26 protein-coding genes and 1 tRNA gene are annotated in these 25,825 nt (G+C 72.8%); 12 read left to right on the forward strand and 15 right to left on the reverse strand.

From position 1 onward, the window contains the following. Positions 1–50: 50 nt before the first annotated feature. The 3 genes from PED38_RS03680 to PED38_RS03690 all read right to left on the reverse strand — a co-directional run bounded on the left by PED38_RS03680 (position 51) and on the right by PED38_RS03690 (position 2,841). Positions 51–548 (reverse strand): HNH endonuclease, encoded by a 498-nt coding sequence (locus PED38_RS03680; protein WP_063071397.1) that lies wholly within the window; start codon positions 546–548, stop codon positions 51–53. 353 nt (positions 549–901) lie between these two features. Next, positions 902–1,738 (reverse strand): C40 family peptidase, encoded by an 837-nt coding sequence (locus PED38_RS03685; protein ID WP_270979820.1) that lies wholly within the window; start codon positions 1,736–1,738, stop codon positions 902–904. Positions 1,739–2,142: 404 nt separating this feature from the next. Next, positions 2,143–2,841: a metal-dependent transcriptional regulator gene (locus tag PED38_RS03690; RefSeq protein WP_063071395.1), complete on the reverse strand. Its 699-nt coding sequence runs from the start codon at positions 2,839–2,841 to the stop codon at positions 2,143–2,145. A 121-nt stretch (positions 2,842–2,962) separates the two neighbouring features. Between PED38_RS03690 and serC the strand changes: the two genes are divergently transcribed. Then, positions 2,963–4,081 (forward strand): phosphoserine transaminase, encoded by a 1,119-nt coding sequence (gene serC / locus PED38_RS03695; RefSeq protein WP_270979821.1) that lies wholly within the window; start codon positions 2,963–2,965, stop codon positions 4,079–4,081. Positions 4,082–4,154: 73 nt separating this feature from the next. Here the strand turns inward: serC and PED38_RS03700 are convergent, their stop codons facing one another. Both PED38_RS03700 and PED38_RS03705 read right to left on the reverse strand, forming a co-directional pair. Next, a complete protein-coding gene (locus PED38_RS03700) occupies positions 4,155–4,835 on the reverse strand; it encodes a DUF3027 domain-containing protein (RefSeq protein ID WP_270979823.1) in 681 nt (226 codons plus the stop codon). After that, positions 4,828–5,211 (reverse strand): cold-shock protein, encoded by a 384-nt coding sequence (locus PED38_RS03705; protein ID WP_270979825.1) that lies wholly within the window; start codon positions 5,209–5,211, stop codon positions 4,828–4,830. Before PED38_RS03705 ends, PED38_RS03700 begins: the two co-directional genes overlap by 8 nt. Before the next feature lie 197 nt (positions 5,212–5,408). Here PED38_RS03705 and PED38_RS03710 point away from each other — a divergent pair, with 197 nt between their 5' ends. From PED38_RS03710 to PED38_RS03735, 6 genes are all read left to right on the forward strand, one after another. Beyond that, positions 5,409–5,678 carry a hypothetical protein gene (locus PED38_RS03710; RefSeq protein WP_063071391.1) on the forward strand — a complete coding sequence of 90 codons (270 nt, stop codon included), beginning with the start codon at positions 5,409–5,411 and terminating at the stop codon, positions 5,676–5,678. Between the two features lie 10 nt (positions 5,679–5,688). After that, positions 5,689–7,572 (forward strand): helicase-associated domain-containing protein, encoded by a 1,884-nt coding sequence (locus PED38_RS03715; RefSeq protein ID WP_270979828.1) that lies wholly within the window; start codon positions 5,689–5,691, stop codon positions 7,570–7,572. A 20-nt stretch (positions 7,573–7,592) separates the two neighbouring features. Beyond that, positions 7,593–9,233, forward strand: coding sequence for a DNA repair helicase XPB (locus PED38_RS03720; RefSeq protein WP_270979830.1), 1,641 nt, complete (start codon positions 7,593–7,595; stop codon positions 9,231–9,233). Positions 9,234–9,310: 77 nt separating this feature from the next. Further along, positions 9,311–10,003 (forward strand): response regulator transcription factor, encoded by a 693-nt coding sequence (locus PED38_RS03725; RefSeq protein ID WP_012039163.1) that lies wholly within the window; start codon positions 9,311–9,313, stop codon positions 10,001–10,003. Positions 10,004–10,111: 108 nt separating this feature from the next. After that, complete coding sequence (locus PED38_RS03730) at positions 10,112–11,878, forward strand: sensor histidine kinase (RefSeq protein ID WP_270979836.1); 1,767 nt, start codon at positions 10,112–10,114, stop codon at positions 11,876–11,878. A gap of 45 nt (positions 11,879–11,923) precedes the next feature. Next, positions 11,924–12,214, forward strand: a complete 291-nt coding sequence (locus PED38_RS03735; protein ID WP_063071387.1) for a WXG100 family type VII secretion target — start codon at positions 11,924–11,926, stop codon at positions 12,212–12,214. A 144-nt stretch (positions 12,215–12,358) separates the two neighbouring features. Here the strand turns inward: PED38_RS03735 and groL are convergent, their stop codons facing one another. The 4 genes from groL to PED38_RS03755 all read right to left on the reverse strand — a co-directional run bounded on the left by groL (position 12,359) and on the right by PED38_RS03755 (position 15,546). Continuing rightward, positions 12,359–13,978 carry a chaperonin GroEL gene (gene groL / locus PED38_RS03740; protein WP_063071386.1) on the reverse strand — a complete coding sequence of 540 codons (1,620 nt, stop codon included), beginning with the start codon at positions 13,976–13,978 and terminating at the stop codon, positions 12,359–12,361. 200 nt (positions 13,979–14,178) lie between these two features. After that, a complete protein-coding gene (locus PED38_RS03745; RefSeq protein ID WP_063071385.1) occupies positions 14,179–14,397 on the reverse strand; it encodes a cold-shock protein in 219 nt (72 codons plus the stop codon). 211 nt (positions 14,398–14,608) lie between these two features. Further along, positions 14,609–15,184, reverse strand: a complete 576-nt coding sequence (locus PED38_RS03750) for a LytR C-terminal domain-containing protein (protein ID WP_063071384.1) — start codon at positions 15,182–15,184, stop codon at positions 14,609–14,611. A gap of 32 nt (positions 15,185–15,216) precedes the next feature. Beyond that, positions 15,217–15,546, reverse strand: coding sequence for a DUF3263 domain-containing protein (locus PED38_RS03755; protein WP_063071450.1), 330 nt, complete (start codon positions 15,544–15,546; stop codon positions 15,217–15,219). 222 nt (positions 15,547–15,768) lie between these two features. On the opposite strand from PED38_RS03755, the gene msrB reads away from it, so the two are divergent. Beyond that, positions 15,769–16,170, forward strand: a complete 402-nt coding sequence (gene msrB / locus PED38_RS03760) for a peptide-methionine (R)-S-oxide reductase MsrB (protein ID WP_063071383.1) — start codon at positions 15,769–15,771, stop codon at positions 16,168–16,170. 5 nt (positions 16,171–16,175) lie between these two features. Continuing rightward, positions 16,176–16,763 carry a nitroreductase family protein gene (locus PED38_RS03765; protein ID WP_063071449.1) on the forward strand — a complete coding sequence of 196 codons (588 nt, stop codon included), beginning with the start codon at positions 16,176–16,178 and terminating at the stop codon, positions 16,761–16,763. 13 nt (positions 16,764–16,776) lie between these two features. Here PED38_RS03765 and PED38_RS03770 read toward each other — a convergent pair. Then, a tRNA-Thr gene (locus PED38_RS03770) sits at positions 16,777–16,849 on the reverse strand. 48 nt (positions 16,850–16,897) lie between these two features. Further along, positions 16,898–17,809 (reverse strand): DsbA family protein, encoded by a 912-nt coding sequence (locus PED38_RS03775; protein WP_063071382.1) that lies wholly within the window; start codon positions 17,807–17,809, stop codon positions 16,898–16,900. A gap of 312 nt (positions 17,810–18,121) precedes the next feature. Here PED38_RS03775 and PED38_RS03780 point away from each other — a divergent pair, with 312 nt between their 5' ends. Together PED38_RS03780 and PED38_RS03785 are read left to right on the forward strand one after the other, a co-directional pair. Beyond that, positions 18,122–19,222, forward strand: a complete 1,101-nt coding sequence (locus tag PED38_RS03780) for an ABC transporter ATP-binding protein (protein WP_063071381.1) — start codon at positions 18,122–18,124, stop codon at positions 19,220–19,222. A 100-nt stretch (positions 19,223–19,322) separates the two neighbouring features. After that, a complete protein-coding gene (locus tag PED38_RS03785) occupies positions 19,323–20,627 on the forward strand; it encodes a DUF4032 domain-containing protein (RefSeq protein WP_063071380.1) in 1,305 nt (434 codons plus the stop codon). Between the two features lie 72 nt (positions 20,628–20,699). On the opposite strand, the gene rlmB is transcribed toward PED38_RS03785, so the two are convergent. The 4 genes from rlmB to PED38_RS03805 form a co-directional block, all read right to left on the reverse strand. After that, a complete protein-coding gene (rlmB, locus tag PED38_RS03790; RefSeq protein WP_063071379.1) occupies positions 20,700–21,773 on the reverse strand; it encodes a 23S rRNA (guanosine(2251)-2'-O)-methyltransferase RlmB in 1,074 nt (357 codons plus the stop codon). Further along, positions 21,763–23,217 carry a cysteine--tRNA ligase gene (gene cysS / locus PED38_RS03795; protein ID WP_270979840.1) on the reverse strand — a complete coding sequence of 485 codons (1,455 nt, stop codon included), beginning with the start codon at positions 23,215–23,217 and terminating at the stop codon, positions 21,763–21,765. Before cysS ends, rlmB begins: the two co-directional genes overlap by 11 nt. A gap of 83 nt (positions 23,218–23,300) precedes the next feature. Further along, positions 23,301–24,533, reverse strand: coding sequence for a 2-C-methyl-D-erythritol 4-phosphate cytidylyltransferase (gene ispD, locus PED38_RS03800; protein ID WP_270979842.1), 1,233 nt, complete (start codon positions 24,531–24,533; stop codon positions 23,301–23,303). 75 nt (positions 24,534–24,608) lie between these two features. Beyond that, positions 24,609–25,091 (reverse strand): CarD family transcriptional regulator, encoded by a 483-nt coding sequence (locus PED38_RS03805; RefSeq protein ID WP_045529466.1) that lies wholly within the window; start codon positions 25,089–25,091, stop codon positions 24,609–24,611. A gap of 165 nt (positions 25,092–25,256) precedes the next feature. Here PED38_RS03805 and PED38_RS03810 point away from each other — a divergent pair, with 165 nt between their 5' ends. Further along, a complete protein-coding gene (locus PED38_RS03810; protein ID WP_063071376.1) occupies positions 25,257–25,823 on the forward strand; it encodes a hypothetical protein in 567 nt (188 codons plus the stop codon). Positions 25,824–25,825: the final 2 nt, after the last annotated feature.

Genomic DNA, 25,825 nt, shown 5'->3' on the forward strand with positions numbered 1-25,825 from the left:
CGGACGCGCGTCCGCCGGATCCCGTCGGGCGCGTCGACCGCCGTCCCGCGTCAGGCCGCGGGCGCCAGGAACTCGTCCCAGCCGGGAGCCGGGCGCTCCATGCCGCTGACGACCCAGCCGCTCCCCTGCGGAGCCCGCGGCGACGTCCGCAGCGACCACCCCATCTCCTCGGGCGTCCGGTCGCTCTTGCGGTTGTTGCACGACAGGCAGCAGGCGACGAGGTTCTCCCAGGTGTCCTTCCCCCCGCGCGAACGGGGCAGGACGTGGTCGATGGTGGTCGCGTTCCGGGCGCAGTACGCGCAGCGGCCGCCGTCGCGCCGCAGGACCCCGCGGCGCGAGACGGGCACACGGCGCGCGTGCGGGATCCGCACGTACCGCGTCAGGAGGATGACCGACGGGCGGCCCCAGGCGCCGCCGCTCCCGAGGATGGGGTTCTCCTCGTCCTGGGCGAGCGTGGTGGCCTTGCCGCTCAGCACGAGCACCAGGGCCCGCTTGAACGACACGACGGCGAGCGGCTCGAAGCCCGCGTTGAGTACCAGTGTGCGCACGACATCCCTCTCAGACCGGCCTGGACGGCTTCCAGGAATCCGAATGAGGCGTCCCCGCCCCCGGGAACACGCGAAGGCACCGCCGAGTGCTCGGCGATGCCTTCAGGAGAGCGGGTGACCGCTCGGGTGGACCAGGTGGATGCCCACCCGGGGATGGTGCCGATGGCCGTGGCGCACGTGCGCATCCATGGTGCGGATGTCGCGTGCGGTGGTCATCGGGGCTCCCGGGCGGGTCGAGGGACGTCTCACCGCACAGGGTAGCCCAGCGACCCCCGTTTGTCCCGGGGAACGACGGAGGCCGGCGGCGCATCGGGTGGATGCGTGCCGCCGGCCTCCGGAGGTCGGTGCGCGGGTCAGCCGAGGAGGCGGACGTAGTGCACGTTGGAGCTCCAGACCGGGCGCTCCTTGACGTGGTCGCCGGGCTTGGGCGCGTCGATCATGATGCCGTTGCCGGTGTAGATGCCGTCGTGGCTGCCGTCGTTCCAGACCACGATGTCGCCGGCACGCGCCTCCGACTCGGGGACCGTGACGCCGGCGGCGCCCTGCGCGCGGACCGAGTGCGGCAGGTCGAGGCCGAACTGGGCGAAGACGTACTGGACGAGCCCGGAGCAGTCGAAGCCGGCGGGGGAGTTGCCGCCCAGGACGTAGGGGGTGCCGAGGTACTGGCGCGCCACAGCGGCCACGCCCGTGGCCGAGGTGCCCGGGTAGATCGGGTTCTGCGCGAGCTGCGAGGCGGACGCCCCGGTGTAGTTCGTGACCGAGGACGCGAGCTGCGTGCGGCGCTGCTGGGCGAGCGCGGAGCGGGCCGCGTCGGCCTTCTGGGCGTTGAGCTCGGCGACGGAGGTGGCGGTGAAGCCGGCCTCGACCGGGGCGGACGACGCGTTGTCGGCGGTCACGACCTGCGCGTTGGCGGCCGTGTAGTCCTGGAGGGAGGTGCCCTTCACGTTCGCGGTGTGCTCGATCGAGGCGCCGGTGGCGTACGCCGGCAGCGCGAGGGCCCCGATGACGCCGGTTACCACGGTCATGACGAAGACGTTGGCGGTCTTCGTGCGGCGCGAGCGCGCGGCAGGCGCGGTGCTCACGCGCGGCGCGGGGGCCTGCAGCGTGCGCGCGGCCGAGTCGCGACGGGGACGGACCGCCTGGGCGGCCTCGGCGGCACGGAGCTCGCGGCGGGTGGGGAGGCGATCCATCCCGGGTGCGGGCGGTCGGGTCGGGTCGGACGGGTTCCCGACGGAACCGCTGATGTCACCATGGGCCAAGTTGTCAACCTCCTGCGTCTCGACGCCGGGCATGCTGGCGCCCCGTCCCTCCAAGGTCGTCGAGGGGTACACGTGCAGGGGACGGGTGTCGAGACGCCCTGCACCGGGCCCGGGACCTCTGTGGTGGTCGGTCGGGCCTGTTCGAGAGTAAGGGACCGGCCCCCGTTTGTCATCCTGAGGGACCATCTTTCTAACGAATCCATAACGGGAGACGTCATCCTCGCGAGGGATGCGGAACAGAACCCCCGGTGAGCACGGTGTGGCGCGAACGCGTGACCACTTCGGGGGTGGTGCTGTGGATCCGCCGACCGCGATCGCCCCGCGCGGGGCGCCGGTCAGCGCTCGATGAAGATGTGCCCGGCGACCTCGAGCGGCAGCTCCAGCCCCGACTCGGCGCCGTCGACGCGGACGAGCACGTAGGCGCCGTCGCGGGAGAACGACCCCGTGGCGCCGGGCAGCACGCCGGCCTGCTTGAGCTGCGACAGCAGCTCGGGGTCGAACTGCACGGGCTCGCCGAGGCGACGCACCACGCCCCGCGCCGGGGCGTCCGCGGTGACCCCGAGGGTCGCCTCCACGATGCTCACCACGCCGGCCATGAACGCGACGGCCGGGGAGTCGCCGAGCTCGTCGAGGCCCGGGATGGGGTTGCCGTAGGGGGACTCGGTCGGGTGCCCGAGGAGGTCGAGGATCTTCCGCTCCACCTGCTCGCTCATCACGTGCTCCCAGCGGCAGGCCTCGTCGTGGACGAACTCCCACTCCAGCCCGATGACGTCGCTGAGGAGGCGCTCGGCGAGGCGGTGCTTGCGCATCACGTGGACGGCCTTGCTGCGGCCCTCCGGCGTGAGCTCGAGGTGGCGGTCGCCGCTCACGACGACGAGCCCGTCGCGCTCCATGCGGGCGACGGTCTGCGAGACGGTGGGGCCGGAGTGCCCGAGGCGCTCGGAGATGCGCGCCCGCAGGGGCACGATGGCCTCCTCCTCGAGGTCGAGGATGGTGCGGAGGTACATCTCCGTCGTGTCCACGAGATCAGTCATCGGGGCCTCCCTTGCGCCAGCGACCAGCCTACTTCCCCGGGTGCGGGATGACCGGCGCGGGGGCTCGCACGCCTCCGGACGCACTCCGAGGCGCGCGGAGGGGGTCCCCTAGCATTGCCGCATGCCGACCACGACGATCCCCACCGAACTCCTGCCCCTCGACGGACGATTCGGCTGCGGCCCGTCCAAGGTCCGCCAGGCGCAGCTCGACCACCTCGCGCTCGCGGGCGCGCAGATCCTCGGCACCTCCCACCGGCAGGCGCCGGTGAAGGACATGGTCGGCCGCGTGCGCGCCGGCCTCTCCCGCCTCTTCCGCCTGCCCGACGGCTACGAGGTCGTGCTGGGCAACGGCGGATCCACCGCGTTCTGGGACGCCGCGGCGTTCTCCCTCATCGAGCGCCGCAGCCAGAACCTCGTCTTCGGCGAGTTCGGCGGCAAGTTCGCGAAGGCCGCCGCGGCGCCCTTCCTCGAGGCGCCCGACGTCATCACGGCGGAGCCCGGGAGCCGTGCGTCGGCGAACCCCGTCGAGGGCGTGGACGTCTACGCCTGGCCGCACAACGAGACCTCCACCGGCGTCATGGCGCCCGTCACCCGCGTGCACGGCGACGAGGGCGCCCTCACGGTCGTCGACGCCACGAGCGCGGCCGGCGGCATCGACTTCGACGCGGCCCAGGCCGACGTCTACTACTTCGCCCCGCAGAAGAACCTCGCGAGCGACGGCGGCGTCTGGCTCGCGCTGTTCTCCCCCGCCGCCCTCCAGCGCGTCGAGCGCATCGCGGCGTCCGGCCGTTGGATCCCCGAGTTCCTCAGCCTCAAGAACGCCGTCGACAACTCGCGCCTGGACCAGACGCTGAACACGCCGGCGCTCGCGACGCTGCTGATGCTCGAGGACCAGCTCGACTGGATCGACCGCGCCGGCGGCCTCGCCTGGGCCGACGCCCGCACGCGCGAGTCGTCGGCCGTGCTCTACGACTGGGCCGAGCGGGTCGACTACGCGCGGCCGTTCGTCACGGATCCCGCGCACCGCTCGCAGGTCGTGGTCACGATGGACTTCGACGACGCCATCGACGCGGCCGCCATCGCGAAGACCCTGCGCGCGAACGGCGTCGTCGACACGGAGCCCTACCGGAAGCTCGGACGCAACCAGCTGCGCGTCGCGACCTTCACGGCCATCGAGCCGGACGACGTGCGGGCGCTCGTGCGCTGCATCGAGTTCGTGGTGGAGCAGGGCGCTGGCTGATCCCGCACCTGCCGGAGACGACGACGGCGGCGGTCCCCTCGGGGACCGCCGCCGTCGTCATGCGCGACGCGGGTCAGCGATCGGCGCCGTCGAAGCTCGTGTCGTCATCGTCGTCGTCATCGTCATCGTCGGCTGCCGGGGGGCTCTCGAAGTCGACGCCGTCGAGCACGTCGTCCGCGTCCTCGGTGTCGTCGTCGGAGGAGTCGTCCGACTCGTCGTCGTCCTCATCGTCGTCATCGTCGTCTTCGTCGGATCCGGACTCGGCGGCGAGGCGCTCGGCCTCCTCGTCGGCCTCGATCCCGGCCAGGCGGTCGGACCACGGCAGCCACTCCGGCGACAGCAGCGCGCCCTCGCCGGGCATGAGCTCCGCCTCGAGCACCGTCGGCGCCGCGTCCTCGACGCGGGCCAGCGTCACGGTCCAGTACCAGCCGGGGTAGCCCGGCATCGTGTTCGCGAAGAGGAGGGAGAGCACGCGATCGCCCTCGACCGTGGATCCGGCAGGCTCGCCGACGGTGTCGGCCGGCGTGATCTCGAGCAGCGCGGCGCGCGCGAGGTCCACGGCGGCGAGCAGCTCGGCGTCGGCGACGGGCGGCGCGGCCGGCTCGTCAGCGACCGCGGCCCCGCGGTCATCACCGGCGTGCGCGACGGCGTCCCCGCCCACGTCCTCGGTCGCCTCCGGTGCCGTCGCGTCGGACACGACGCCCGACCCGGTCGTCGTCTCCTCGACGCTCTCGTCCTCCACGCGCTCAGGCATCGAGCTCCTCCGCGACCCGGCGCAGCAGCGCGGCGATCTTGCGGCTGTGGGCGTCGTCCGGGTACCGGCCGCGCTTGAGGTCGCTGCCGATCCCGTCGAGCACCTTCACGAGGTCCTCGACGATGACGGCCATGTCGTCGGCGGGCTTGCGGGACAAGCGGACGAGCGAGGGCGGGGCGTCGAGGATCCGCGCGGACAGCGCCTGCGCGCCACGCTTGCCGTCGGCGATGCCGAACTCGAGCCGGGTGCCGGCCTTCACGCCGGCGACGCCCGAGGGCAGGGCCGACGCGTGCAGGAATACCTCCTGGCCGTCGTCCGAGCTGATGAACCCGAACCCCTTGTCCTCGTCGTAGAACTTCACCTTGCCGGTGGGCATGCGATCCTCTTCCCTCGCCCCTGCCAGGGGCTCCGCGCCCCGGTCGGGGCTCGATGTGCTGGTGGGCGGTCCAGTCTATTCGCCCGGGCTCCGCGCGGTCCGGGCGGCGGACCCCGGCGGCGACGCGACCCGGCGGCGGCCGATCGGGCTCCGCACGGCGACGCGCCCGGGAGTCGCCCACGGCGTAGTCTGAGCGGATGGCATCCGAGACCGCACCGAGCGAGGGACGGGCCGAGCGCATCCTCGCGTACATGCTCGCCGGGATCCTGCTGGTGGCCGTGCTGAGCATCCTCGCGATCCTGCTGGCCCCGCTCATCGCCGTCGACGCGTCGCAGTACAGCACGCCCCTCTGGCAGGTGATCCTGCTGCTCCCGGCGGTGGGGATCCCGATCGCGGCGCTCCTCTTCATCGCCATCCTCATCATCAGCGTCCGTCGCCGCCGTCGCATGGACGGCACGTCCCGCTAGCGGGACGACCATGACCGACGCCCTCGTGCTCGCGTCCCGCCTGCGCGCGCTGGACGACGATGCGCTGGCCGACCTCGTCCGCGACCGCGGCGTCGATGCATCGCGCGTCGCCGACCTCTTCGACCTCGCCGACGCGCTCCTCGCCCCGGACGCCGTCGCCCGGGCCCTCGAGCAGCTCGACCGCACGTCCCTCGCCGTCCTCGCCGTGGCCTGCGCCGAGGGCGCGGCGTCGCGACGGGTGCCCCTGTCCGTCGTCCGCGACGCGATCGCGCGCCGGTCGGGCGAGGACCCCATCGATCCCGAGGACATCGCGGATGCCGCCCGTCGCGGAGCCGGGACGCTCCTCGCCGACGTCGACGAGGACGGGATCACGACGCATCCCGAGGTGCAGGCGGAGCTCGCGTCCTGGCCGGACGCGGGCCGCCCCGGCACGGACGAGCTCACGCGGCTCGCCCCGCCCGCGCCGCTCGCCGCCGTCCCCCGCGTCGACCCGCACGAGGTCGACCGCCGCGCCGGCGAGAGCGCCTTCGCCTCGATCGTCGCCGTCGCCGCGCTCGTGGACGAGCTGTCGCGGGAGCCCGCCCGCGAGCTCAGCCGCGGCGGCATGTCGCTGCCGGATGCGCGGCGCCTGTCCGCTGCGCTCGCGGTCGACCTCGACGGCGTCCCCGTGCTCCTCGCCATCGCCGCCCGTGCCGGCCTCGCCGCCCGGGCAGGTCGCGCCTGGTCCGTGACGGACGCCGCGGCGGAGTGGTCCGCGCTCCCCACCGCCGCGCGCTGGCGAGCGCTCGCGTCCTCGTGGCTCGACGCGCTGGCCCCGACGACGCGCGAGATCCTCGCCGAGCGCGCCGACGCCGCGTGGGGCCCGGGCCTCATCGACGGCGTGCTCTGGCGCTTCCCGGGCGGATCGGCGTGGATCGCCGACCGCATCACCGCGTTCACGCGCGACGCGGGCCTCCTCGGGATCACGACCGGCGACGTCCCGAGTTCGGCGGGCCGCGCCCTCCTCACGACTGGCGCCGCCGCCGCGGCCGCCGAGCTCGCCGCGCACCTGCCCGCGGAGGTGGACCGCGTGTACCTGCAGCACGACCTCACGGTCGTCTCCCCCGGCCCGCTGGATCCGAGCGTCGAGTCGCGCCTCCTCGCCGTCGCCGACGTGGAGGGCCGCGGACTCGCCGCCAGCTACCGCATCTCAGCCGGATCCGTCGCCCGCGCCCTCGCCGCCGGCGACTCGGGCGATGGGATCCGCGCGTTCCTGGCCGGCATCTCGCTCACCGGCATCCCGCAGCCGCTCGACTACCTCCTCGACGAGGCCGTCGCCCGCTTCGGCCGGCTGCGCATCCGGCCCGCGGACCTCCCCGACGCCGCGGAAGCCCGCACGGCCGTGGTCTCCGACGACGCCGCGCTCCTCGCCACCCTCCTCGTCGACCGCGACCTCGCCTCCCTGCGCCTCGTCCGCGTCGACGACGTGACGCTCGCCTCCCCGGCGACGCCCGACGCCGTCGAGCGGACCCTCGTCGCCGCCCGCCTCGGCCCGGTCCGCGAGGGCCCCGACGGCCGGCCGATCGCGCCCGACGCGCGCGCGACGCCGGCGCGGCCGATCGCGACGGATCCCTCGCCCGACGCCGCCGACGCCCTCGTGGCCCGCGTCCGCGCCGCCGACCGACCCGATGACGGCACCGCCTGGACGGCACGCCAGCTCGAGGTCGCGATCCGCGCCAAGGCCGCCCTCTCGGTGCGGGTCCGCCTGCCCGACGGCCGCGAGGTCGACCACGTCCTCGAGCCCGCGAGCATCGCCGGCGGCCGCCTGCGCGCCCGCGACCGCGTCGCCGACGTCGAGCGGACCCTGCCGCTGTCGAGCATCGTCTCCCTCTCCCCCGGGCCGATCCCGTCGTGAGCGCGCCTAAGCTGGCGGGCGTGTCCGACGGCCCCCTGATCGTCCAGAGCGACCGCACCGTCCTCCTCGAGGTCGCCCACGCGGACGCCGAGGACGCGCGCCACGACCTCGCCGTGTTCGCCGAGCTCGAGCGCGCGCCGGAGCACATCCACACGTACCGGATCACCCGGCTCGGCCTGTGGAACGCCCGCGCCGCCGGCCATACCGCCGCGGACATGCTCGCCACCCTCGAGCGCTACTCGCGCTTCCCCATCCCGCAGTCCGTCACGGTCGACGTCACCGACACGGTGGGGCGCTACGGCCGCCTCGTCATCGGACGCGACGCGGACGGCGGCCTGCAGGTGTCCAGCGCCGAGAGCGCGGTGCTGTCCGAGATCGCGAGCGCCCGCCGCATCGCGCCGCTGCTCACCGAGCGGATCGACGCCACGACCTACCGCGTGCAGGACTGGGCCCGCGGTCAGCTCAAGCAGGAGCTCGTGAAGATCGGGTGGCCCGCAGAGGACCAGGCGGGCTACACGCCCGGCACCCCGCACGACATGGCCCTCGTCGAGGACGGCTGGACCCTGCGCGCGTACCAGACGGACGCGGTCGACCACTTCCTCGACGGCGGATCCGGCGTGGTCGTCCTCCCCTGCGGCGCCGGCAAGACGCTGGTCGGCGCGGCCGCGATGGCGCGGGCCAAGACGACGACCCTCATCCTCGTCACGAACACGGTGTCCGCCCGGCAGTGGCGCACGGAGCTCCTCAAGCGCACCACGCTCACCGAGGACGAGATCGGCGAGTACTCGGGCCAGTCGCGCGAGGTCAAGCCGGTCACCATCGCGACGTACCAGATCCTCACCGCCAAGCGGAAGGGCGAGTACGCCCACCTGGCCCTCCTCGACGCGCTCGACTGGGGACTCGTCGTGTACGACGAGGTGCACCTGCTCCCCGCGCCCGTCTTCAAGCTCACCGCCGACCTGCAGGCCCGCCGCCGCCTCGGCCTCACGGCCACGCTCGTGCGGGAGGACGGCCGCGAGGGCGACGTGTTCAGCCTCATCGGCCCGAAGCGGTTCGACGCGCCCTGGAAGGAGATCGAGGCCCAGGGCTTCATCTCCCCCGCGGAGTGCTTCGAGGTGCGCATCGACCTGCCCGACGACGCGCGGCTCGTCTACGCCGCGGCCGCGGACGACGAGCGCTACCGGCTCGCCGCCACCGCGCCGGCGAAGCTCGAGGTCACGCGCGCGCTGGTCGAGCGCCACCGCGGCGAGAGCATCCTCGTGATCGGGCAGTACCTCGACCAGATCGACGAGCTCTCCGAGGCGCTCGGCGCCCCGAAGCTCACGGGCGCCACCCCCGTCGCCGAGCGGGAGCGGCTCTACCAGGCGTTCCGCGACGGCACGGAGAAGGTCCTCGTGGTGAGCAAGGTCGCGAACTTCTCGGTCGACCTGCCGGATGCGACGGTCGCGATCCAGGTGTCCGGCTCGTTCGGTTCGCGGCAGGAGGAGGCGCAGCGCCTCGGCCGCCTGCTCCGCCCCGAGGCGTCCGGACTGTCCGCCAGCTTCTACACGCTCGTCTCCCGGGACACGGTCGACCAGGACTTCGCGCAGAACCGCCAGCGCTTCCTCGCCGAGCAGGGGTACGGCTACACGATCCTCGACGCCGCGGGCATCGCCGCCTGACCGCTGCGACGGGCAGGTGCCACAGCCTGTTCCTCGCATCCAGGCAGCTCCCAGCGAGCGCGCAGATACTTCATCCCATGAGCGATGGCCCGAAGATCCTTATCGTCGATGACGAGCCCAACATCCGCGACCTGCTGACCACGAGCCTCCGGTTCGCCGGGTTCGCGGTCCGCGCCGTCGGCAACGGCGCCCAGGCCATCTCGGCCGTCCTCGAGGAGGAGCCCGACCTGATCATCCTCGACGTCATGCTGCCGGACATGAACGGCTTCGGCGTCACCAAGCGCCTCCGTGCAGCCGGCTACACCGCGCCGATCCTCTTCCTCACGGCGAAGGACGACACCGAGGACAAGATCACGGGCCTCACGGTCGGCGGCGACGACTACGTCACCAAGCCGTTCAGCCTCGACGAGATCGTGGCCCGCATCAAGGCCATCCTCCGTCGCACCATGCACGCCGACGAGGACGCGATCATCCGCGCGGGCGAGCTCACGATGGACCAGGACACGCACGAGGTCCTCGTGGGCGAGGAGCCCATCGAGCTGAGCCCCACCGAGTTCAAGCTCCTCCGCTACCTCATGCTCAACCCCAACCGCGTGCTCTCGAAGGCGCAGATCCTCGACCACGTGTGGGAGTACGACTTCAACGGCGACGCCGGCATCGTGGAGTCCTACATCTCCTACCTGCGGCGCAAGCTCGACCAGCACTCCTCGGAGCCGGTCATCCAGACCAAGCGCGGCTTCGGCTACATGCTGAAGGCCGCCAAGTCCTGATCCACCCGACCCCCGCCGGGTCGCGCACCTCCTGATCGGCCGGACGCCCGCTGGGCGCCCGGCCGATCCCACATCCGGCGTCGCCTATCCTCATGGGACACGGTCACCATGACGGAACACGAGGTGCGGCCAGTGCACGACTACGTCTCGGAGAAGTGGAACAACGTCTCCCTGCGCACCAAGATCACGGGCGTCACGGTGCTCCTGCTCCTGCTCGGCCTCCTCGTCTCCGGCGCCGGCACCATGTACCTGCTCCGGCAGCAGATGGTGATCCAGCTCGACGCGCAGCTCCGCATCGCCGCGACGCAGCTCCCGAAGATCCTCGGCACCGACCAGGCCACGCCCGAGACCTTCACCCAGGACGACGTGGAGACGGCCGACTCCACCTACTTCGTCCTCCTGCTCGACGCCCAGGGCGACGTCATCGCCGACAACTGGTCCGGCGGCTCCGCCTCCCACCCCCGCGTCTTCGACCTGGACCTCGCGCGGGCGTCCGAGCGCAACGAGCAGATCGTCCAGTTCTCCGACAACGCCGGGAAGGGGACCTGGCACGGGATCGTGCGGGTGTCGCAGAACGCCGGCCCGAACACCACCGCCTACTCGACGCTCGTCGTGGCCAAGCCGCTCAGCGAGGTCGACGACCTCGTCGCCACCTACATCGTCATCTTCGCCAGCTTCGGGCTCGCCGTCGTCGTGCTGGGCGCGGCGGTCACCCGCATGCTCGTGACGAGCACGTTCGGTCCTCTCCGCCAGGTGGAGCGCACCGCCGCCGCCATCGCCGAGGGCGACTTCGGCCAGCGCCTCGGCGGCGCCACCCCGAACACCGAGGTGGGGCGCCTCAACCGCTCCCTCAACACCATGCTCAGCCGCATCGACCGCGCGTTCGCCGACCGCGCGAAGACCATCGACCAGATGCGGCGCTTCGTGGGCGACGCGAGCCACGAGCTGCGCACCCCGCTGGTGTCCGTCCGCGGCTACGCGGAGCTGTACCGCATGGGCGCGCTGCAGACGCCCGAGGACGTGTCGCAGGCCATGGAGCGCATCGAGAAGGAGGCGATCCGCATGGGCGGGCTCGTCGAGGACCTCCTCGAGCTCGCGCGCCTCGACGAGACGAAGCCGCTGCAGCTCGCACCCGTCGACCTCTACCCCATCGCCCGCGACGCCGCGCTCGACGCCATGGCCTCCTCGCAGACGCGCACGGTGACGGCGCTCCCGCCCGTGCTGGTCAACCCGATCGGGCTGATCCTCGACGCGGACGGCCTCGAGCCCACGCAGGAGATGCCGCCGGACGCCCTCCGCGGCACCGCGACCGGGAACGACGCCACCGGGCCGATCGCCTTCGCCGGCGCCACGCTGTCGCGGCTGCGGGCGCGACGCACCCGGCGCCCCGGCGAGACGGCGACCGGAGCGCTCGCGGCCATCTCCCCCGACGCCGGCGGCGCTCGTGCCGCCGAGGGCGTCGCCATGGTCTCGGCCGAGGAGAACAAGATCCGCCAGGTCGTCACGAACCTCATCGGCAACGCCGTCCGGTTCACGCCCGACGGCAGCCCGATCGAGCTCGCGACCGTCGTGGACGAGCGCGCGCGCGAGGCGCGGATCGAGGTGCGCGACCACGGCGACGGTGTCCCGCCCCAGATCCGGGAGAAGATCTTCCAGCGGTTCTGGCGCGCGGACACGTCGCGCACCCGGGAGACCGGTGGCAGCGGCCTGGGCCTCGCGATCGTCTCGGCCATCGTCGCGGCGCACCGCGGCCGGGTCGACGTCGTGGAGACCGAGGGTGGCGGCGCGACGTTCCGGGTCATCCTCCCGCTCCTCCCCAGCTCCGAGGCCCCGTCCTCGTCCACCGGCACGACGCCGCCCGGCCCCGCCTCCTGACCCGCCCCTAGCCTCCGGTCGTCCGTCGACCAGGAGGAGGAGCACATGACGAGGTACCAGGTGGACAGCGAGGCCGTGCTCAGCGCGACCGCGGCGGTCCAGGGAAGCATCGGCCGCATCCAGGCGGAGGTGTCCGGCCTGCATGGGCAGCTGGCGGATCTGCAGGGCTCGTGGTCCGGCAGCGCCGCCACCGCGTTCCAGGGTGTCGTGGCGGAGTGGAAGGGCACGCAGCAGCGGGTGGAGGAGGCTCTCGCGAGCATCAACCAGGCACTGAGCTCGGCGGCCCGCCAGTACGCCGAGGTCGAGGAGGGGAACGCGCGCATGTTCGCGCACTAGGGCTCCTGCACCACCCGGGCCGGCCTCGCGCCCTGCCGGGAGCGCATGAGCGCACGACGAAGCGGGCGGCCCCGGAGGGACCGCCCGCTTCGTCGTGCTGAGGGTGATGCGGGGCGGGAGCGTCGCCGCTCCCGCCCGTTCGGACTAGAAGTCCATGCCACCCGAGGGGTCGCCGGCCGGGGCCGGGTTCTTCTCGGGCTTGTCGGCGACGACGGCCTCGGTCGTGAGGAACAGGCCGGCGATGGACGCCGCGTTCAGCAGGGCCGAGCGCGTGACCTTCACCGGGTCGTTGATGCCCGCGGCGAGCATGTCGACGTACTCACCCGTGGCGGCGTTGAGGCCGTGACCCGAGGGGAGGTTGCGGACGCGCTCGGCGACGACGCCGGGCTCGAGGCCCGCGTTGATCGCGATCTGCTTGAGCGGAGCGTCGACCGCGACGCGGACGATGTTCGCGCCGGTCGCCTCGTCGCCCTCGAGCTGGAGCTTCTCGAACGCGAGCTTGCCGGCCTGGATGAGGGCGACGCCACCACCGGCGACGATGCCCTCCTCGACGGCGGCCTTCGCGTTGCGGACGGCGTCCTCGATGCGGTGCTTGCGCTCCTTGAGCTCGACCTCGGTCGCCGCGCCGGCCTTGATGACCGCCACGCCGCCGGCGAGCTTCGCGAGGCGCTCCTGGAGCTTCTCGCGGTCGTAGTCGCTGTCGGTGTTGGTGATCTCGTTGCGGATCTGCTGCACGCGCGCCGAGATCTCGGTGGCGTCGCCGCCGCCGTCGACGATCGTGGTCTCGTCCTTGGTGATGACGACCTTGCGGGCCGTGCCGAGCAGGTCGAGGGTGACGTTCTCGAGCTTGAGGCCGACCTCCTCGGCGATGACCTGGCCGCCGGTGAGGATCGCGATGTCCTGCAGCTGCGCCTTGCGACGGTCGCCGAAGCCGGGGGCCTTGACGGCGACCGACTTGAAGATGCCGCGGATCTTGTTCACGACGAGCGTGGCCAGGGCCTCGCCGTCCACGTCCTCCGCGATGATGAGGAGCTGCTTGCCGGACTGGATGACCTTGTCGACGATCGGCAGCAGGTCCTTGATGTTCGAGATCTTCGAGTTGACGATCAGGATGTACGCGTCCTCGAACACGGCCTCCTGGCGCTCGGGGTCGGTGACGAAGTACTGCGACAGGTAGCCCTTGTCGAAGCGCATGCCCTCGGTGAGCTCGAGCTCGGTGCCGAAGGTGTTCGACTCCTCGACGGTGACGACGCCCTCCTTGCCGACCTTGTCGATCGCCTCGGCGATGATCGCGCCGATGGTGGAGTCGCCGGCGGAGATGGACGCGGTGGCGGCGATCTCCTCCTTGGTCTCGATCTCCTTCGCGGCGGCCTTGAGCTCCTCCGTGACGGCGGCGACGGCCTTCTCGATGCCGCGCTTGAGGCTGATGGGGTCGGCACCCGCGGCGACGTTGCGGAGGCCCTCGCGGACCAGGGCCTGCGCGAGGACGGTCGCGGTGGTGGTGCCGTCACCGGCGACGTCGTCGGTCTTCTTGGCGACCTCCTTGACGAGCTCAGCGCCGATCTTCTCGAACGGGTCGTCGAGCTCGATCTCCTTGGCGATGGAGACGCCGTCGTTCGTGATGGTGGGGGCGCCCCACTTCTTCTCGAGGACGACGTTGCGGCCACGCGGGCCGAGGGTCACGCGGACCGCGTCGGCCAGGATGTTGAGGCCGCGCTCGAGGCCGCGGCGGGCTTCTTCGTCAAAAGCGATGATCTTAGCCATGTGTATCTCTCGTCCCTCCCGGACGTCAGGAAAAAGGCAGTCGTCTAGCACTCCCCGTGAGGGAGTGCCAGGGACGATTCTGGCACTCGCCCTACGGGAGTGCAAGCGAGCCGCTCACAGGCGGCGGCCTGGGGGAGGACACGTGGCGGACATGCGCGACGCCGCCGTCCCGGGGACGGCGGCGTCGTGGGAGCGCGGAGTCAGCCCAGCGTGACCTTCTCGGCCTGCAGGCCCTTGGACCCCTGGCCGATCTCGAAGACGACCCGCTGCCCCTCCTCGAGGACCTTGTATCCCGACATCTCTATGGCCGAGTAGTGGACGAAGACGTCCTGCTGGGCGGCGCCGCCCTCTACCGGGTCCACGGTGATGAATCCGAACCCCTTCTCCCCGTTGAACCACTTCACGGTTCCGTTGGCCATGTGCTTCTCCCAGTGCGACTGCGCGATGGCGGGGGCGCGGTACCGCCACCCCCGGGTCGATCGCGGAGCCCTGCATCGGCCCCGCGACACGCCCTCGGGACGGCGGCGTGCAGAGCCGGGACGCGAGGGGCATGCGACCAGGCAGCACGATAGCCAGGCTGGCGCATCCGGTGCCCGGTTTCCCCACGGGCCCGACGGGGCCCGCCGTCGTCTAGCCGCGGGCCGCGTAGTCCGCGCCGAGGACAGCCGTGAGGCGCGCCGCCTGGGCGGCCGCCGTGCCCTGCGCGGGGCGGAACTGCTCGGACTGCTGCACGTCGCCCACCCCGAGCTGCGCCACGAGGCCGCGGGCCGCGCCCTCGTCCGCTGCGTCGTAGTAGTAGACGGTGGTCGTCGTGATGTCGGACGAGCTCGCGTTCACCCGGGAGCCGATCTTCCAGCCGGCCGTCTGGAGCGCTGTGGCGGCCTTGGCCGAGAGGCCCGACGTGCGGGTGCCGTTGAGCACGGTCACGACCATCCCTGGGACCGTGGTGGGCGCCACGGTCGGCGTCTCGGTGGGAGCCGCCGCCTCCTCGGAGGCGCTGTCGTTCGGGATGATGTCCGTGAAGGACACCCGGTCGTCGATCACGAACAGCCCGACCACCCCGAGCCCGACGAGGAGGCCCGTGGCGAGCGCCGCCCAGGCGAACGCCCGGAACCGGTGATGGCGAGGGCGCGGGGCGCGGTGCGCGCCGACGCGGCTGAGGTCGCCGGGTACGTCGTCGAACCGGTCGGGAGCGTGGGAGGGCATGGCGGTCTCGAGTCTCCTCGGTAGGGCGCGGGTCAGCGCGCGTTCGGGCGGTGCGGGAGACCGGCGGGGAGCGCTCGCGCGGCGCGGGCCGCGGCGCGCGTCTCACGCAGTCGGAGGAGCCGGCCGACGAGGAGCGGGTCGTAGGCGAGCGCCGGACGCGTCTCGATGAGGGCGCCCAGCAGCTGGTAGTAGCGGGTGGCCGACAGGCCGAAGGCCTGGCGGATGGCCTCCTCCTTGGCCCCGGCGTGCCGGGTCCAGTCGCGTTCGAAGTCGAGGACGGCGCGCGAGCGCTCGTCGAGCTCGACGACGCCCGCGTCCTGGGGAGAGGGGGCGGTGGCGGAGCGGGCTTCGCGGTGGTCCACGGCGTGCTCCTTCCCCGACATCCCCCACATACTAGGGGCGGGATCCTGGGCGCCTCGCGAACGCGCGCGGGGTGTCCCGTCGGGCGGGCGACGGCCGGATCCGCCCACGCCGGGCGGCGAAGCGTCCTCGCCCGAGGAATCCTCGGGGCACCGCGTCGGTTGACCCAGGAGGCGCGCTGGGACGCCGCCCCTAGGATCGACCAGCGAGAAAGGACCCGCACCATGGCCTACGAGATCGAGAAGACCGACGAGCAGTGGCGTCAGGAGCTCTCCCCCGAGGAGTACGCGGTGCTGCGACAGCAGGCCACCGAGCGCCCCTGGACGGGCGAGCTGCTGGACGAGGACCGCACCGGCGTCTACGGCTGCAAGGCCTGCGGTGCCGAGCTCTTCACGAGCGACACGAAGTTCGACTCCCACTGCGGGTGGCCGAGCTTCTACGCGCCGAAGGAGAGCGACGCGGTCAAGCTGTACACCGACACCAGCCTCGGCATGAAGCGCGTCGAGGTCGTCTGCGCACGGTGCGGATCGCACCTCGGGCACGTCTTCGACGACGCCCCGCAGACCCCCACGGGCGACCGGTTCTGCATGAACTCGGTCTCCATGTCGTTCCGCACGGCGGAGTGACCCCGATGCCGCGGCACCGGGCGGGCGGCGACGCCGACCCGACCGGGCCCGGCACCCCCGTGCTCGACGCGCTGCGCGGGCGGCGCTCCCGCTCCTCCGTGGGTGCGGCCTCGCCCTCGCACGAGGACCTCGTCCCGCTCGTCGAGGCCGCCTGCCGGCTGGCCGACCACGGAGGCCTGCGCCCCTGGCGCGTCATCGAGATCCGCGGGACCGCGCGCGACCGCCTCGGCGCGGCGATGGACGAGGCGGCAGGTGACGCCGGATCCGGCAAGCACGGCAAGAAGGTCCATCGCGCGAGCCTGCTCGTCGCCGTGGTCGTCCGCCGCACGCCCAGCCGCAAGGTCCCGGAGTGGGAGCAGGAGGCCGTCGCCGCCGGCGTGGCCCACGCGCTCACGCTGCTGCTCGAGGAGCAGGGCTGGGGCGTCTTCTGGCGCACCGGGGGTCTCACGCGCAGCGACCCGGTCCGCCGCATGCACGGGCTGTCCGACGGGGAGGACCTGCTCGGGTGGCTGTACGTCGGCGACGCCGAACCCGACGGCAAGGGCCCGCGCATCGTCGTCCCCGGCGAGCGGATGATCACGGTCCTCGACTGAGGCGACCGTCTCGAGCCGGCCACGGGACTCGAACCCGTAACCGCCGCATTACAAGTGCGGTGCGCTACCAATTGCGCCAGGCCGGCCGACCGCCCTCGCGGGCCGTCGATCCATCATAGGAGCCGGTGCGCCGCCTACGGCGCGGTGGCGGGGGTCGCCTCGGGGGCGGGCGTCGGCGTGGAGGTCGGGTCCTGCCCCGCGGCCTGCAGCACGAACGCCGCGAACGCCTTGGCGTCGTCCGGCTGACCCGTGTACTGCCGCTCGCCGACGACGATGACGGGAGCGCCGACGACCTTCGCGACGTTGGAGTCGGGGATGTCGCCGTTGAGGACGCGATCGGTGGCGGCGTTGACCCAGGACTGGAAGCGCTGGTCCGCGATGCACTTCGCCACGTCGGGCGACGAGGCGCCAGCCTGCCCCGCGAGCTCCGTGATGCGCTCGTCGCTGAGCCCCGTGCTCTGCTCCGCCGGCTGCTCCGCGAACAGGGACGCGTTGAACGCCCAGAAGTCGTCGGGCGAGGTGTCGGCGACGCAGGCGGCGGCGTTGGCAGCGCGCTGCGAGTACCCCTGCGACTTGCTCGTGAGTATGGCGACGGGGTGCACCTCGACGGTGGCGGCGCCGGACTGCAGCCACCCCTCCATCTGGGCCCCGTTCGTGTCCTGGAACTCCTTGCACGCCGTGCAGAGGTAGTCGACGTACACGCGGATGTGGGCGACGCCGGCGGCCTCGGACTGGGTGGGGACCGGGACCTGCTGCGGCTCGAGCGCCCGGGTGGGGACGGCTGCCAGGTCCTTGCCGATGAGGATGCCGTCGCTCGCCATGTTCTGGGGGCCGGGTCCGGCGGGGCGGGCGCCCTGGACGACGATGAGGCCGACCACGACCACGACGGCGACGAGCGCCACCGCGATGCCGCCGCGCACGAGGCCGCGCGTCGCGACGTCGCGACGTCGCTGCTTCATGCGGTTGAGCCGGGCCTTCTCGCGCGCCGCCTCGCGGCGTCGACGATGGCCGCCGTGCGGTTCGTGCGCGGGCGGCGTGCTGCTCATGGATCCTCGCTCAGGGGATGGATGTCGGGTGCGGGCGGGCTCCCGCACGACCTCAGGACTCTAGGCGGGCAGCCTGGGAAAGCGATGACGCGGCCGCGCGAGGAGGTCGTCCATCCGACGATACAGGCTCGGCGGCGGAGGTCCCCAGGTGGGGAATAGCCGCCGATCCGCATCATGGTGCGCTTCCCGCTCCATGGCCCTCGTGCAATACTCATCGGGTGGTCGTCGTCGCCCACAGCGATGAGCCATGAGCATCACATCCATCACCACGGATCGTCGGGCACGTACCTGCCCGTGAAGGAGAACACCGAAATGGCATCAGTAACTTTCGACAAGGCCACGCGCCTGTACCCGGGCTCCACCCGCCCGGCCGTCGACCAGATCGACCTGGAGGTCGCCGACGGCGAGTTCCTCGTCCTCGTCGGCCCGTCCGGCTGCGGCAAGTCGACCACCCTCCGCATGCTCGCGGGCCTCGAGGAGGTCAACGACGGCAACATCTTCATCGGCGACCGCAACGTCACGGACGTGCCGCCGAAGGACCGCGACATCGCGATGGTGTTCCAGAACTACGCGCTGTACCCCCACATGACCGTCGCCGAGAACATGGGCTTCGCGCTCAAGATCGCCGGCGTCGGCAAGGACGAGCGGGCCACCCGCGTCCTCGAGGCCGCCAAGCTCCTCGACCTCGAGCCCTACCTCAGCCGGAAGCCCAAGGCCCTCTCCGGCGGCCAGCGCCAGCGCGTCGCCATGGGCCGCGCCATCGTGCGCCAGCCGCAGGTGTTCCTCATGGACGAGCCGCTGTCGAACCTCGACGCCAAGCTCCGCGTCCAGACCCGCACGCAGATCGCGTCGCTCCAGCGCCGCCTCGGCGTCACCACGGTCTACGTCACCCACGACCAGACCGAGGCGCTCACCATGGGCGACCGCATCGCGGTCCTCAAGGACGGCGTCCTGCAGCAGGTCGGCACCCCGCGCGACCTCTACGAGAAGCCGCAGAACGTCTTCGTGGCCGGCTTCATCGGCTCGCCCGCGATGAACCTCTTCACCGCGAACGTCGTCGACGGCGGCGTGCAGTTCGGCTCCGCCGTGGTGCCCGTCGAGCGCGACGTGCTCACGAACGCGAGCGGAAACGCCGTGACCATCGGCGTGCGTCCCGAGGACGTCGTCGTCTCCACGACGCAGGGCCAGGGCCTCTCGGTCACGGTCGACCTCGTCGAGGAGCTCGGCGCAGACGGCTACCTCTACGGCCACACCGACATCGAGGGCAAGCGCACCGACCTCGTCGCGCGCGTCGACGGCCGCCTGCACCCGAACGCCGGCGACACCGTCTTCATCACGCCGCAGCCGGGCCACCTCCACGCCTTCGACGCCGAGAGCGGCCTCCGCCTCAACGCGCCGGTCGCCGCGGGCTGATCCGCTCCGTCACCGCACGTCCGCTGCCGCGGTCCCCTCGCTCCCCCGGGAGCACCGGGGCCGCGGCAGCGGCGTTTCCGGGGTCGGGTAGGGTCGCACCATGGCCGGATCCCTCAACATCACCGCGGCGACGGTCGACCCCGCGCTCCTCGACCTGCCGTGGCAGCTGCCGCTCGACGAGTGGCCCTCCTCGGCCATCGCGACCCTGCCGAAGGGCATCTCGCGGCACCTCGTGCGGTTCGCGAACCTGTCCGGCTACGTGATCGCCATCAAGGAGACGACGGACGAGATGGCCCGCGGCGAGTACGACATGCTGCGGACGCTCCAGCGCCTCGAGATCCCGTGCGTGGAGCCGGTCGCGGTCATCACGAACCGCACGGACGAGGACGGCGACCCGCTCAAGTCGGTGCTCGTCACGCGCCACCTCAAGTTCTCGCTGCCCTACCGGGCGCTCTTCTCCCAGCAGCTCCGGCCCGACACGGCGACGCGTCTCGTCGACGCCCTCGCCGTGCTCCTGGTGCGCCTGCACATGATCGGCTTCTTCTGGGGCGACGTCTCGCTCTCGAACACCCTCTTCCGGCGCGACGCCGGCGCGTTCGCGGCCTACCTCGTGGATGCCGAGACCGGCAAGCTCTTCAACGGCGGCCTCTCCAACGGGCAGCGCGAGAACGACCTCGAGATCGCGCGGGTCAACATCGCCGGCGAGCTCATGGACCTCGAGGCCGGGGGCCGCATCGAGGAGGGGCTCGACCCGCTCGAGACGAGCACGCGCATCGTGGCGCAGTACCGGATGCTCTGGAAGGAGCTCACGGGACGCGAGGAGTTCCCCACCTCGGAGCGGTGGCGCATCAACGAGCGCGTCGACCGGCTCAACGACCTGGGCTTCGACATCGAGGAGCTCGCCATCCGCACCACCGCGGAGGGCTCGCAGGTGCGGATCCAGCCCAAGGTCGTCGACGCCGGGCACCACCAGCGGCGGCTGCTGCGCCTCACGGGCGTGGACGCGCAGGAGAACCAGGCCAGGCGCCTGCTCAACGACCTCGACTCCTACACCGCGGCGGCCGACAAGCAGGACCACGACGAGGAGATGGTGGCCCACGAGTGGCTCGCCCGCGTCTTCGAGCCCGTCGTGCGCGCGATCCCCCGCGACCTCCGCGGCAAGCTCGAGCCCGCCGAGGTGTTCCACCAGCTGCTGGAGCACCGCTGGTACATGTCGCAGAAGATGAACCGGGACATCCCGCTGGCGGAGGCCGTCACGGCCTACGTGCAGGACATCCTCCGCCACCGCCGCGACGAGGCGACCGTCATCGATCCGCCCACCGAGTCGATCGGCGTGATCGAGGACGAGTCGGACGTGCCGATCACCGAGGCAGAGGCCGCCGAGGACTGGCGCGCGAAGGTCTGATCGCCGCTGGCCGAGGCCGCACGCACGAGGAGCCGGGACCCTGGGGTCCCGGCTCCTCGTGCGTGCGATGGTCTACTTGCGGCGGGCCGCCGTGCGCAGCTTGCCGATCTCGTACAGCGTGACGCTCGCCGCGATGCCCGCGTTGAGCGACTCGGTGGAGGCGCCGATCGGGATGGACACGACGGTGTCGCAGGTCTCGGTGACGAGGCGCGACAGGCCCTTCCCCTCGGAGCCGACGACGACGACGATCGGCCGGTCGGCGAGCGTGAACTCGTGCAGCGACATGTCGCCGCCGCCGTCGAGGCCGACCACGAAGACGCCGCGCTGCTTGAGCGCCTTGAGCGTCTGCGTGAGGTTCGACGCCATGGCGACGGGCGTGCGCGCGGCGGCGCCGGCGGACGTCTTCCACGCGCTCGCGGTGAGGCCGACCGAGCGTCGCTGCGGCACGATCACGCCGTGGCCGCCGAACGCGGCGACCGAGCGGATGATCGCCCCGAGGTTGCGCGGGTCGGTGATGCCGTCGAGCGCGACCATGAGCGGCAGCTGGCCGCGCGAGATCGTCTTGTCGAGCAGCTCGATCGCGTCCGCGTACTCGTACGGCGGCACCTTGAGCGCGAGGCCCTGGTGCACGGCGTCGTGGCCGGCGATGCGGTCGAGCTCCGGTCGCATGACCTCGAGCACGGGGATCCCGCGCCCGGTGGCGAGCGACAGCACCTCCTTGACGCGGTCGTCGTACTCGATGCGCGAGGCGATGTAGAGGGCGGTCGCGGGGATCTTCGCCCGGAGCGCCTCGACGACCGAGTTGCGGCCGGTGACGACCTCGGACTCGTCCTGCTGCTTCGCGCGGCGGGCGCGCGGGGCGTCCGCACCCGCGGGCCGGTCGGTCGCGCGGGCGCGCGGCGGGGCCGAGCGGGGTGCGGGCGAGCGCTCGGCGCGCTCGTCGCGGCCGCGGTTGGCGCCCGCGGACGCCGCCTCGTACCGGTCCTTCGCGAGCTTGCGCTTGCCCGCGGGGTGGTACGGCCGGTCCTCTGCCTTGGGCGTGGGCTTCTTGCCCTCGAGGGCCTGCCTGCCCTGCCCTCCGGATCCCTTGAGCGGGCCCTTCTTGGTCTTGCGTACCGCGCCTGATCGGCTGGGCTTATTCGCCATCGATGCTCCAATGCGACCCGCCGGGCGAGTCCTCTATCGTGATGCCGGCCTCGGCCAGCTCCTGTCTGATGCGGTCGGCGAGGGCGAAGTCCCTGGCCTCCCGCGCGGTCTGTCGCTCGGCGATCCGGTGCTCGACCAGCGCCTGCAGCGCACGGCGCGCGGGCTGGTCGGACGCGGTGCGCCATTCGTCGGCGAGGGGGTCGATGCCGAGCACCGCCACCATGGCGGAGACGTCCGCGCGCTGGGACGCGGCCTCCGGGAGGTCGCCGGCGTCGAGGGCGGCGTTGCCCGCGCGGACGGCGTCGTGCAGCACGGCGAGCGCCTGCGGGACGCTGAGGTCGTCGTCCATCGCCTCGGCGAACGCGGCGGGCACGACGGCGGGCACGCCGTCCTCGGCAGCGGCCGCGGCCTGGAAGCGCGTGCCCGCGAGGCGCCGGGCGCTGCGGTCGAGGAACGTCTCGATGCGGTCGAGGGCGGCCTCGGCCTCGGCGAGCGCGCCGTCGTGGAACTCGAGGGTGGAGCGGTAGTGCGCGGATCCGAGGAAGTAGCGGACGACGACGGGACGGGCCGAGGTCAGCAGGTCGGCCGCGAACAGCGAGTTGCCGAGCGACTTGCTCATCTTCTGGCCGGCGACCGCGACGAGCCCGTTGTGCAGCCAGTACCGGGCGAACGGGTCCCCCGCCGCGCGCGACTGCGCCAGCTCGTTCTCGTGGTGCGGGAAGCGGAGGTCGAGGCCGCCGCCGTGGATGTCGAACTCGGCGCCGAGGTAGCGCGTGGACATGGCGGAGCACTCGATGTGCCAGCCCGGACGGCCGGCGCCCCACGGGGACGGCCACGACGCGCTCGCGGGCTCGCCCTGCTTGGCGCCCTTCCAGAGCGCGAAGTCGCGCACGTCGCGCTTGGCGCGCGGATCCGCGTCGGCCGCGGCCTCCATGTCGGCGGCGCGCTGGCGGGTGAGCTCGCCGTACTCGGGCCAGGAGGCGGTGTCGAAGTAGACGTCGCCCGACTCGTCGCCAGCGGGGTAGGCGTGCCCGCGCTCGATGAGGCGCGCGATGAGCACCTGCATCTCGCCGATGCTGGCGGTGGCGCGCGGCTCGTAGCTGGGCGGCAGGATCCCGAGGGCGCCGTAGGCGCGGGAGAACTCGAGCTCCACGCGGTAGGCGAGCGCCCACCACTCCTCCGTGCCGCCCGCCTCCTGACCACGGCGGGCGTTGTCGATGACCTTGTCGTCGATGTCGGTGACGTTGCGCACGAGCGTGACGTCGAGCCCGCGGTAGGTCAGCCAGCGGCGCAGCTGGTCGTACGCGAGGGCGGAGCGGAGGTGTCCGATGTGGGGGGCGGACTGGACCGTCGGGCCGCACACGTAGATGCCCACCCTGCCGTCGACGAGGGGGACGAAGTCCCGCAGGGACTGCGTCCGGGAGTCGTGGAGGCGCAGGGTCACACACAGATCCTAGTCAGCGCGCCTCCGCGCCCCCGCCGGGTGACGGCCGATGCGACGGGCCGCGGCGTCCCGGGCGCGCCCCGTCAGACGCGCTCGACGAGGGCCGTCGCGACCGCGGCGACTCCGTCGCCGCGACCCGTGAAGCCGAGCCCGTCCGTCGTGGTGCCCGCGAGCGAGACGGGCGCGCCGAGGGCGGCGGAGAGGATCCGCTCGGCCTCGGCCCGCCGCGGCGACAGCTTGGGGCGCACGGCCATGACCTGCACGGCCACGTTGACGATCCGGAAGCCGGCCCCGCGCACGAGCTCCGCGGTGCGCCGCAGGAAGACGTCGCCGTGCGCGCCGTCGAGCTCCGGGTCGTCGGTGCCGAAGATCCCGCCGATGTCGCCGAGGCCGGCGGCGGAGAGGAGCGCGTCGCACATCGCGTGGCTCACGGCGTCGCCGTCGCTGTGCCCCGCGAGGCCGGCCTCGCCCGGCCAGTGCAGGCCCGCGAGCCAGAGCGGCTGCGACGCGTCGACCGCGTGCACGTCGGTGCCGATGCCCGAGCGGAGGCGCGCGGCGGCGGATCCGCCCCCCGCCGCGCGTGCGACGAGCTCCTCCGCGCGACGCAGGTCCCACGCCGTGGTGACCTTGAACGCGAGCGCGTCGCCGGGGATCACGCGGACCCCGCCGCCCGCGGCCTGGAAGAGCGCCGCGTCGTCCGTGTGCTCGGCGGCGGCGGATGCGTACGCGGCGACGAGGGCGGCGCGCGGGAAGCCCTGCGGGGTCTGGACGCCCACGAGGTCGCTGCGGTCGACCGTGCCGAGGCACTCCCCCGCGGCGCCGACGCGCTTGACCGTGTCGGTGACGGGGAGGCCGGGGACGACGCCCGCGCCGTCGTCGCGCACGGCCCGGGCGACCGCGGCGAAGAGCGCGGTGGGCGTGAGCGCGCGCGCCGCGTCGTGCACGAGGACCGTGTCGACGGATGCGGCGAGCGCGTCGAGACCCGCCCGCACGGACCCCTGCCGGGTCGTCCCGCCCACCACGACGTCGACGGACGACCGGGCCGCGCCCGCGACGGCGTCGACGACGGCGGCCGTCTCGTCGAGGTGCGTCGCCGGTGCGACGACGACGACGCGCGCCTCCTCCTCGAGGTCGAGGACCGCGGACAGGGAGCGGGCCAGCAACGTGGCGCCGCCGACCTCGACGAGCGCCTTCGGGATCCCGGCGCCGAGGCGGGTGCCGTTGCCCGCCGCCACCACGATCACGCCGAGCCGCGGGCCGTCCGGCGCCCCGTCGACGATCGCGGGGGCGGAGGGGGCGACGGGGTCGTGGCTCATGCGGTCAGGCTACCGGCGGGTCGGGGCGCGACGGCCGGGACGGAGCACGCCGAGAGGTCGTGCCCGGCCGGCGGATCAGGACGCGAGGACCTCGTCGAGCAGCGTGGACGCGTGCTCCTCGTCCGTCTTCTCCGCGAGGGCGAGCTCGCCCACGAGGATGCCGCGTGCCTTCTGCAGCATGCTCTTCTCGCCCGCGGACAGGCCGCGATCCTGGTTGCGGCGCCAGAGGTCGCGAACGACCTCGGCCACCTTCAGCACGTCACCCGACGCGAGCTTCTCGAGGTTCGCCTTGTAGCGCCTCGACCAGTTGGTGGGCTCCTCGGTGAACTCCGCCCGGAGCACCGCGAACACGCTCTCCACGCCCTCGCGCCCGATGACGTCGCGGACGCCGACCATGTCGACGTTCTCGGCGGGCACCTCGATCTGCAGGCCGCCCTGGTTCACGTCGAGCTTGAGGTACAGCTTCTCCTCGCCGCGGATGACCCTCTTCTTGACCTCGATGATGGTCGCCGCCCCGTGATGCGGGTACACGACGGTCTCGCCGACCTCGAAGATCATGGGTTCCCCGTTCTGTGGACTGCCGCCCAGGGTACCAGCCGGATCGGGCGCCCCCGCGGGCGGCCGGTCGGCACCTGATCCCGTAGGCTGGGCGGGTCAGCTGATACACGCGCGGACGCCCCCGGACGCCCCGGCGCCGGCTCCGTGCGACAACCGGAGGGTCCCGTGAGAGCGCGTACCGCATCGTCCATCGTCCTCGCGGCCCTGATCGCGGTCGGCACGTCGTCCTGCACCTTCATCACGCCCCAGGCCACGCGGATCTCCTACTACCCGAGCGACGGCTTCAACGCCACGGTCGGCGACATCGAGGTGCGGAACGCCATCCTCCTCACCGAGGGCGGCGGCGCCACCGGCGCGAGCCTCGTCGTCACGCTGGTGAACGACTCGGGCGGCAGCCAGCGGGTGTCGTTCCAGCACGAGACCTCCCCGGGCAGCGCCGACCGCGAGACCCGCACGGTCACGGCGGCCCCCGGCCTCACGAAGTTCGGCGCGGAGGACTCGCAGCGCATCGCGTTCGACACGGTCGAGCCGGAGCCGGGTTCGCTCACGAAGATCTACATCCAGTACGGCGACGCCGAGGGCGTCGAGATGGACGTGCCCGTGCTCAACGGCGACCAGGAGACGTACACGAACCTGGTGCCCGGCGAGACCGGGTCCACGCCCGACACGACCGTCACCACCACCCCCGTCTCCCCCAAGGGCGACGAGGGCCAGGGCGACTCCACGAACTGATC

The organism is Clavibacter sp. CT19, assembly GCF_027858075.1.
Lineage (GTDB): Bacteria > Actinomycetota > Actinomycetes > Actinomycetales > Microbacteriaceae > Clavibacter > Clavibacter tessellarius_A.

Excerpts from the sequence above, each read along its gene's own strand:
- PED38_RS03685 (WP_270979820.1), bottom strand. The coding sequence starts at position 1,738 with ATGGATCGCCTCCCCACCCGCCGCGAGCTCCGTGCCGCCGAGGCCGCC.
- PED38_RS03690 (WP_063071395.1), bottom strand. The coding sequence starts at position 2,841 with ATGACTGATCTCGTGGACACGACGGAGATGTACCTCCGCACCATCCTC.
- serC (WP_270979821.1), top strand. The coding sequence starts at position 2,963 with ATGCCGACCACGACGATCCCCACCGAACTCCTGCCCCTCGACGGACGA.
- PED38_RS03700 (WP_270979823.1), bottom strand. The coding sequence starts at position 4,835 with ATGCCTGAGCGCGTGGAGGACGAGAGCGTCGAGGAGACGACGACCGGG.
- PED38_RS03705 (WP_270979825.1), bottom strand. The coding sequence starts at position 5,211 with ATGCCCACCGGCAAGGTGAAGTTCTACGACGAGGACAAGGGGTTCGGG.
- PED38_RS03710 (WP_063071391.1), top strand. The coding sequence starts at position 5,409 with ATGGCATCCGAGACCGCACCGAGCGAGGGACGGGCCGAGCGCATCCTC.
- PED38_RS03715 (WP_270979828.1), top strand. The coding sequence starts at position 5,689 with ATGACCGACGCCCTCGTGCTCGCGTCCCGCCTGCGCGCGCTGGACGAC.
- PED38_RS03725 (WP_012039163.1), top strand. The coding sequence starts at position 9,311 with ATGAGCGATGGCCCGAAGATCCTTATCGTCGATGACGAGCCCAACATC.
- PED38_RS03730 (WP_270979836.1), top strand. The coding sequence starts at position 10,112 with ATGACGGAACACGAGGTGCGGCCAGTGCACGACTACGTCTCGGAGAAG.
- PED38_RS03735 (WP_063071387.1), top strand. The coding sequence starts at position 11,924 with ATGACGAGGTACCAGGTGGACAGCGAGGCCGTGCTCAGCGCGACCGCG.
- groL (WP_063071386.1), bottom strand. The coding sequence starts at position 13,978 with ATGGCTAAGATCATCGCTTTTGACGAAGAAGCCCGCCGCGGCCTCGAG.
- PED38_RS03745 (WP_063071385.1), bottom strand. The coding sequence starts at position 14,397 with ATGGCCAACGGAACCGTGAAGTGGTTCAACGGGGAGAAGGGGTTCGGA.
- PED38_RS03750 (WP_063071384.1), bottom strand. The coding sequence starts at position 15,184 with ATGCCCTCCCACGCTCCCGACCGGTTCGACGACGTACCCGGCGACCTC.
- msrB (WP_063071383.1), top strand. The coding sequence starts at position 15,769 with ATGGCCTACGAGATCGAGAAGACCGACGAGCAGTGGCGTCAGGAGCTC.
- PED38_RS03765 (WP_063071449.1), top strand. The coding sequence starts at position 16,176 with ATGCCGCGGCACCGGGCGGGCGGCGACGCCGACCCGACCGGGCCCGGC.
- PED38_RS03775 (WP_063071382.1), bottom strand. The coding sequence starts at position 17,809 with ATGAGCAGCACGCCGCCCGCGCACGAACCGCACGGCGGCCATCGTCGA.
- PED38_RS03780 (WP_063071381.1), top strand. The coding sequence starts at position 18,122 with ATGGCATCAGTAACTTTCGACAAGGCCACGCGCCTGTACCCGGGCTCC.
- PED38_RS03785 (WP_063071380.1), top strand. The coding sequence starts at position 19,323 with ATGGCCGGATCCCTCAACATCACCGCGGCGACGGTCGACCCCGCGCTC.
- rlmB (WP_063071379.1), bottom strand. The coding sequence starts at position 21,773 with ATGGCGAATAAGCCCAGCCGATCAGGCGCGGTACGCAAGACCAAGAAG.
- ispD (WP_270979842.1), bottom strand. The coding sequence starts at position 24,533 with ATGAGCCACGACCCCGTCGCCCCCTCCGCCCCCGCGATCGTCGACGGG.
- PED38_RS03805 (WP_045529466.1), bottom strand. The coding sequence starts at position 25,091 with ATGATCTTCGAGGTCGGCGAGACCGTCGTGTACCCGCATCACGGGGCG.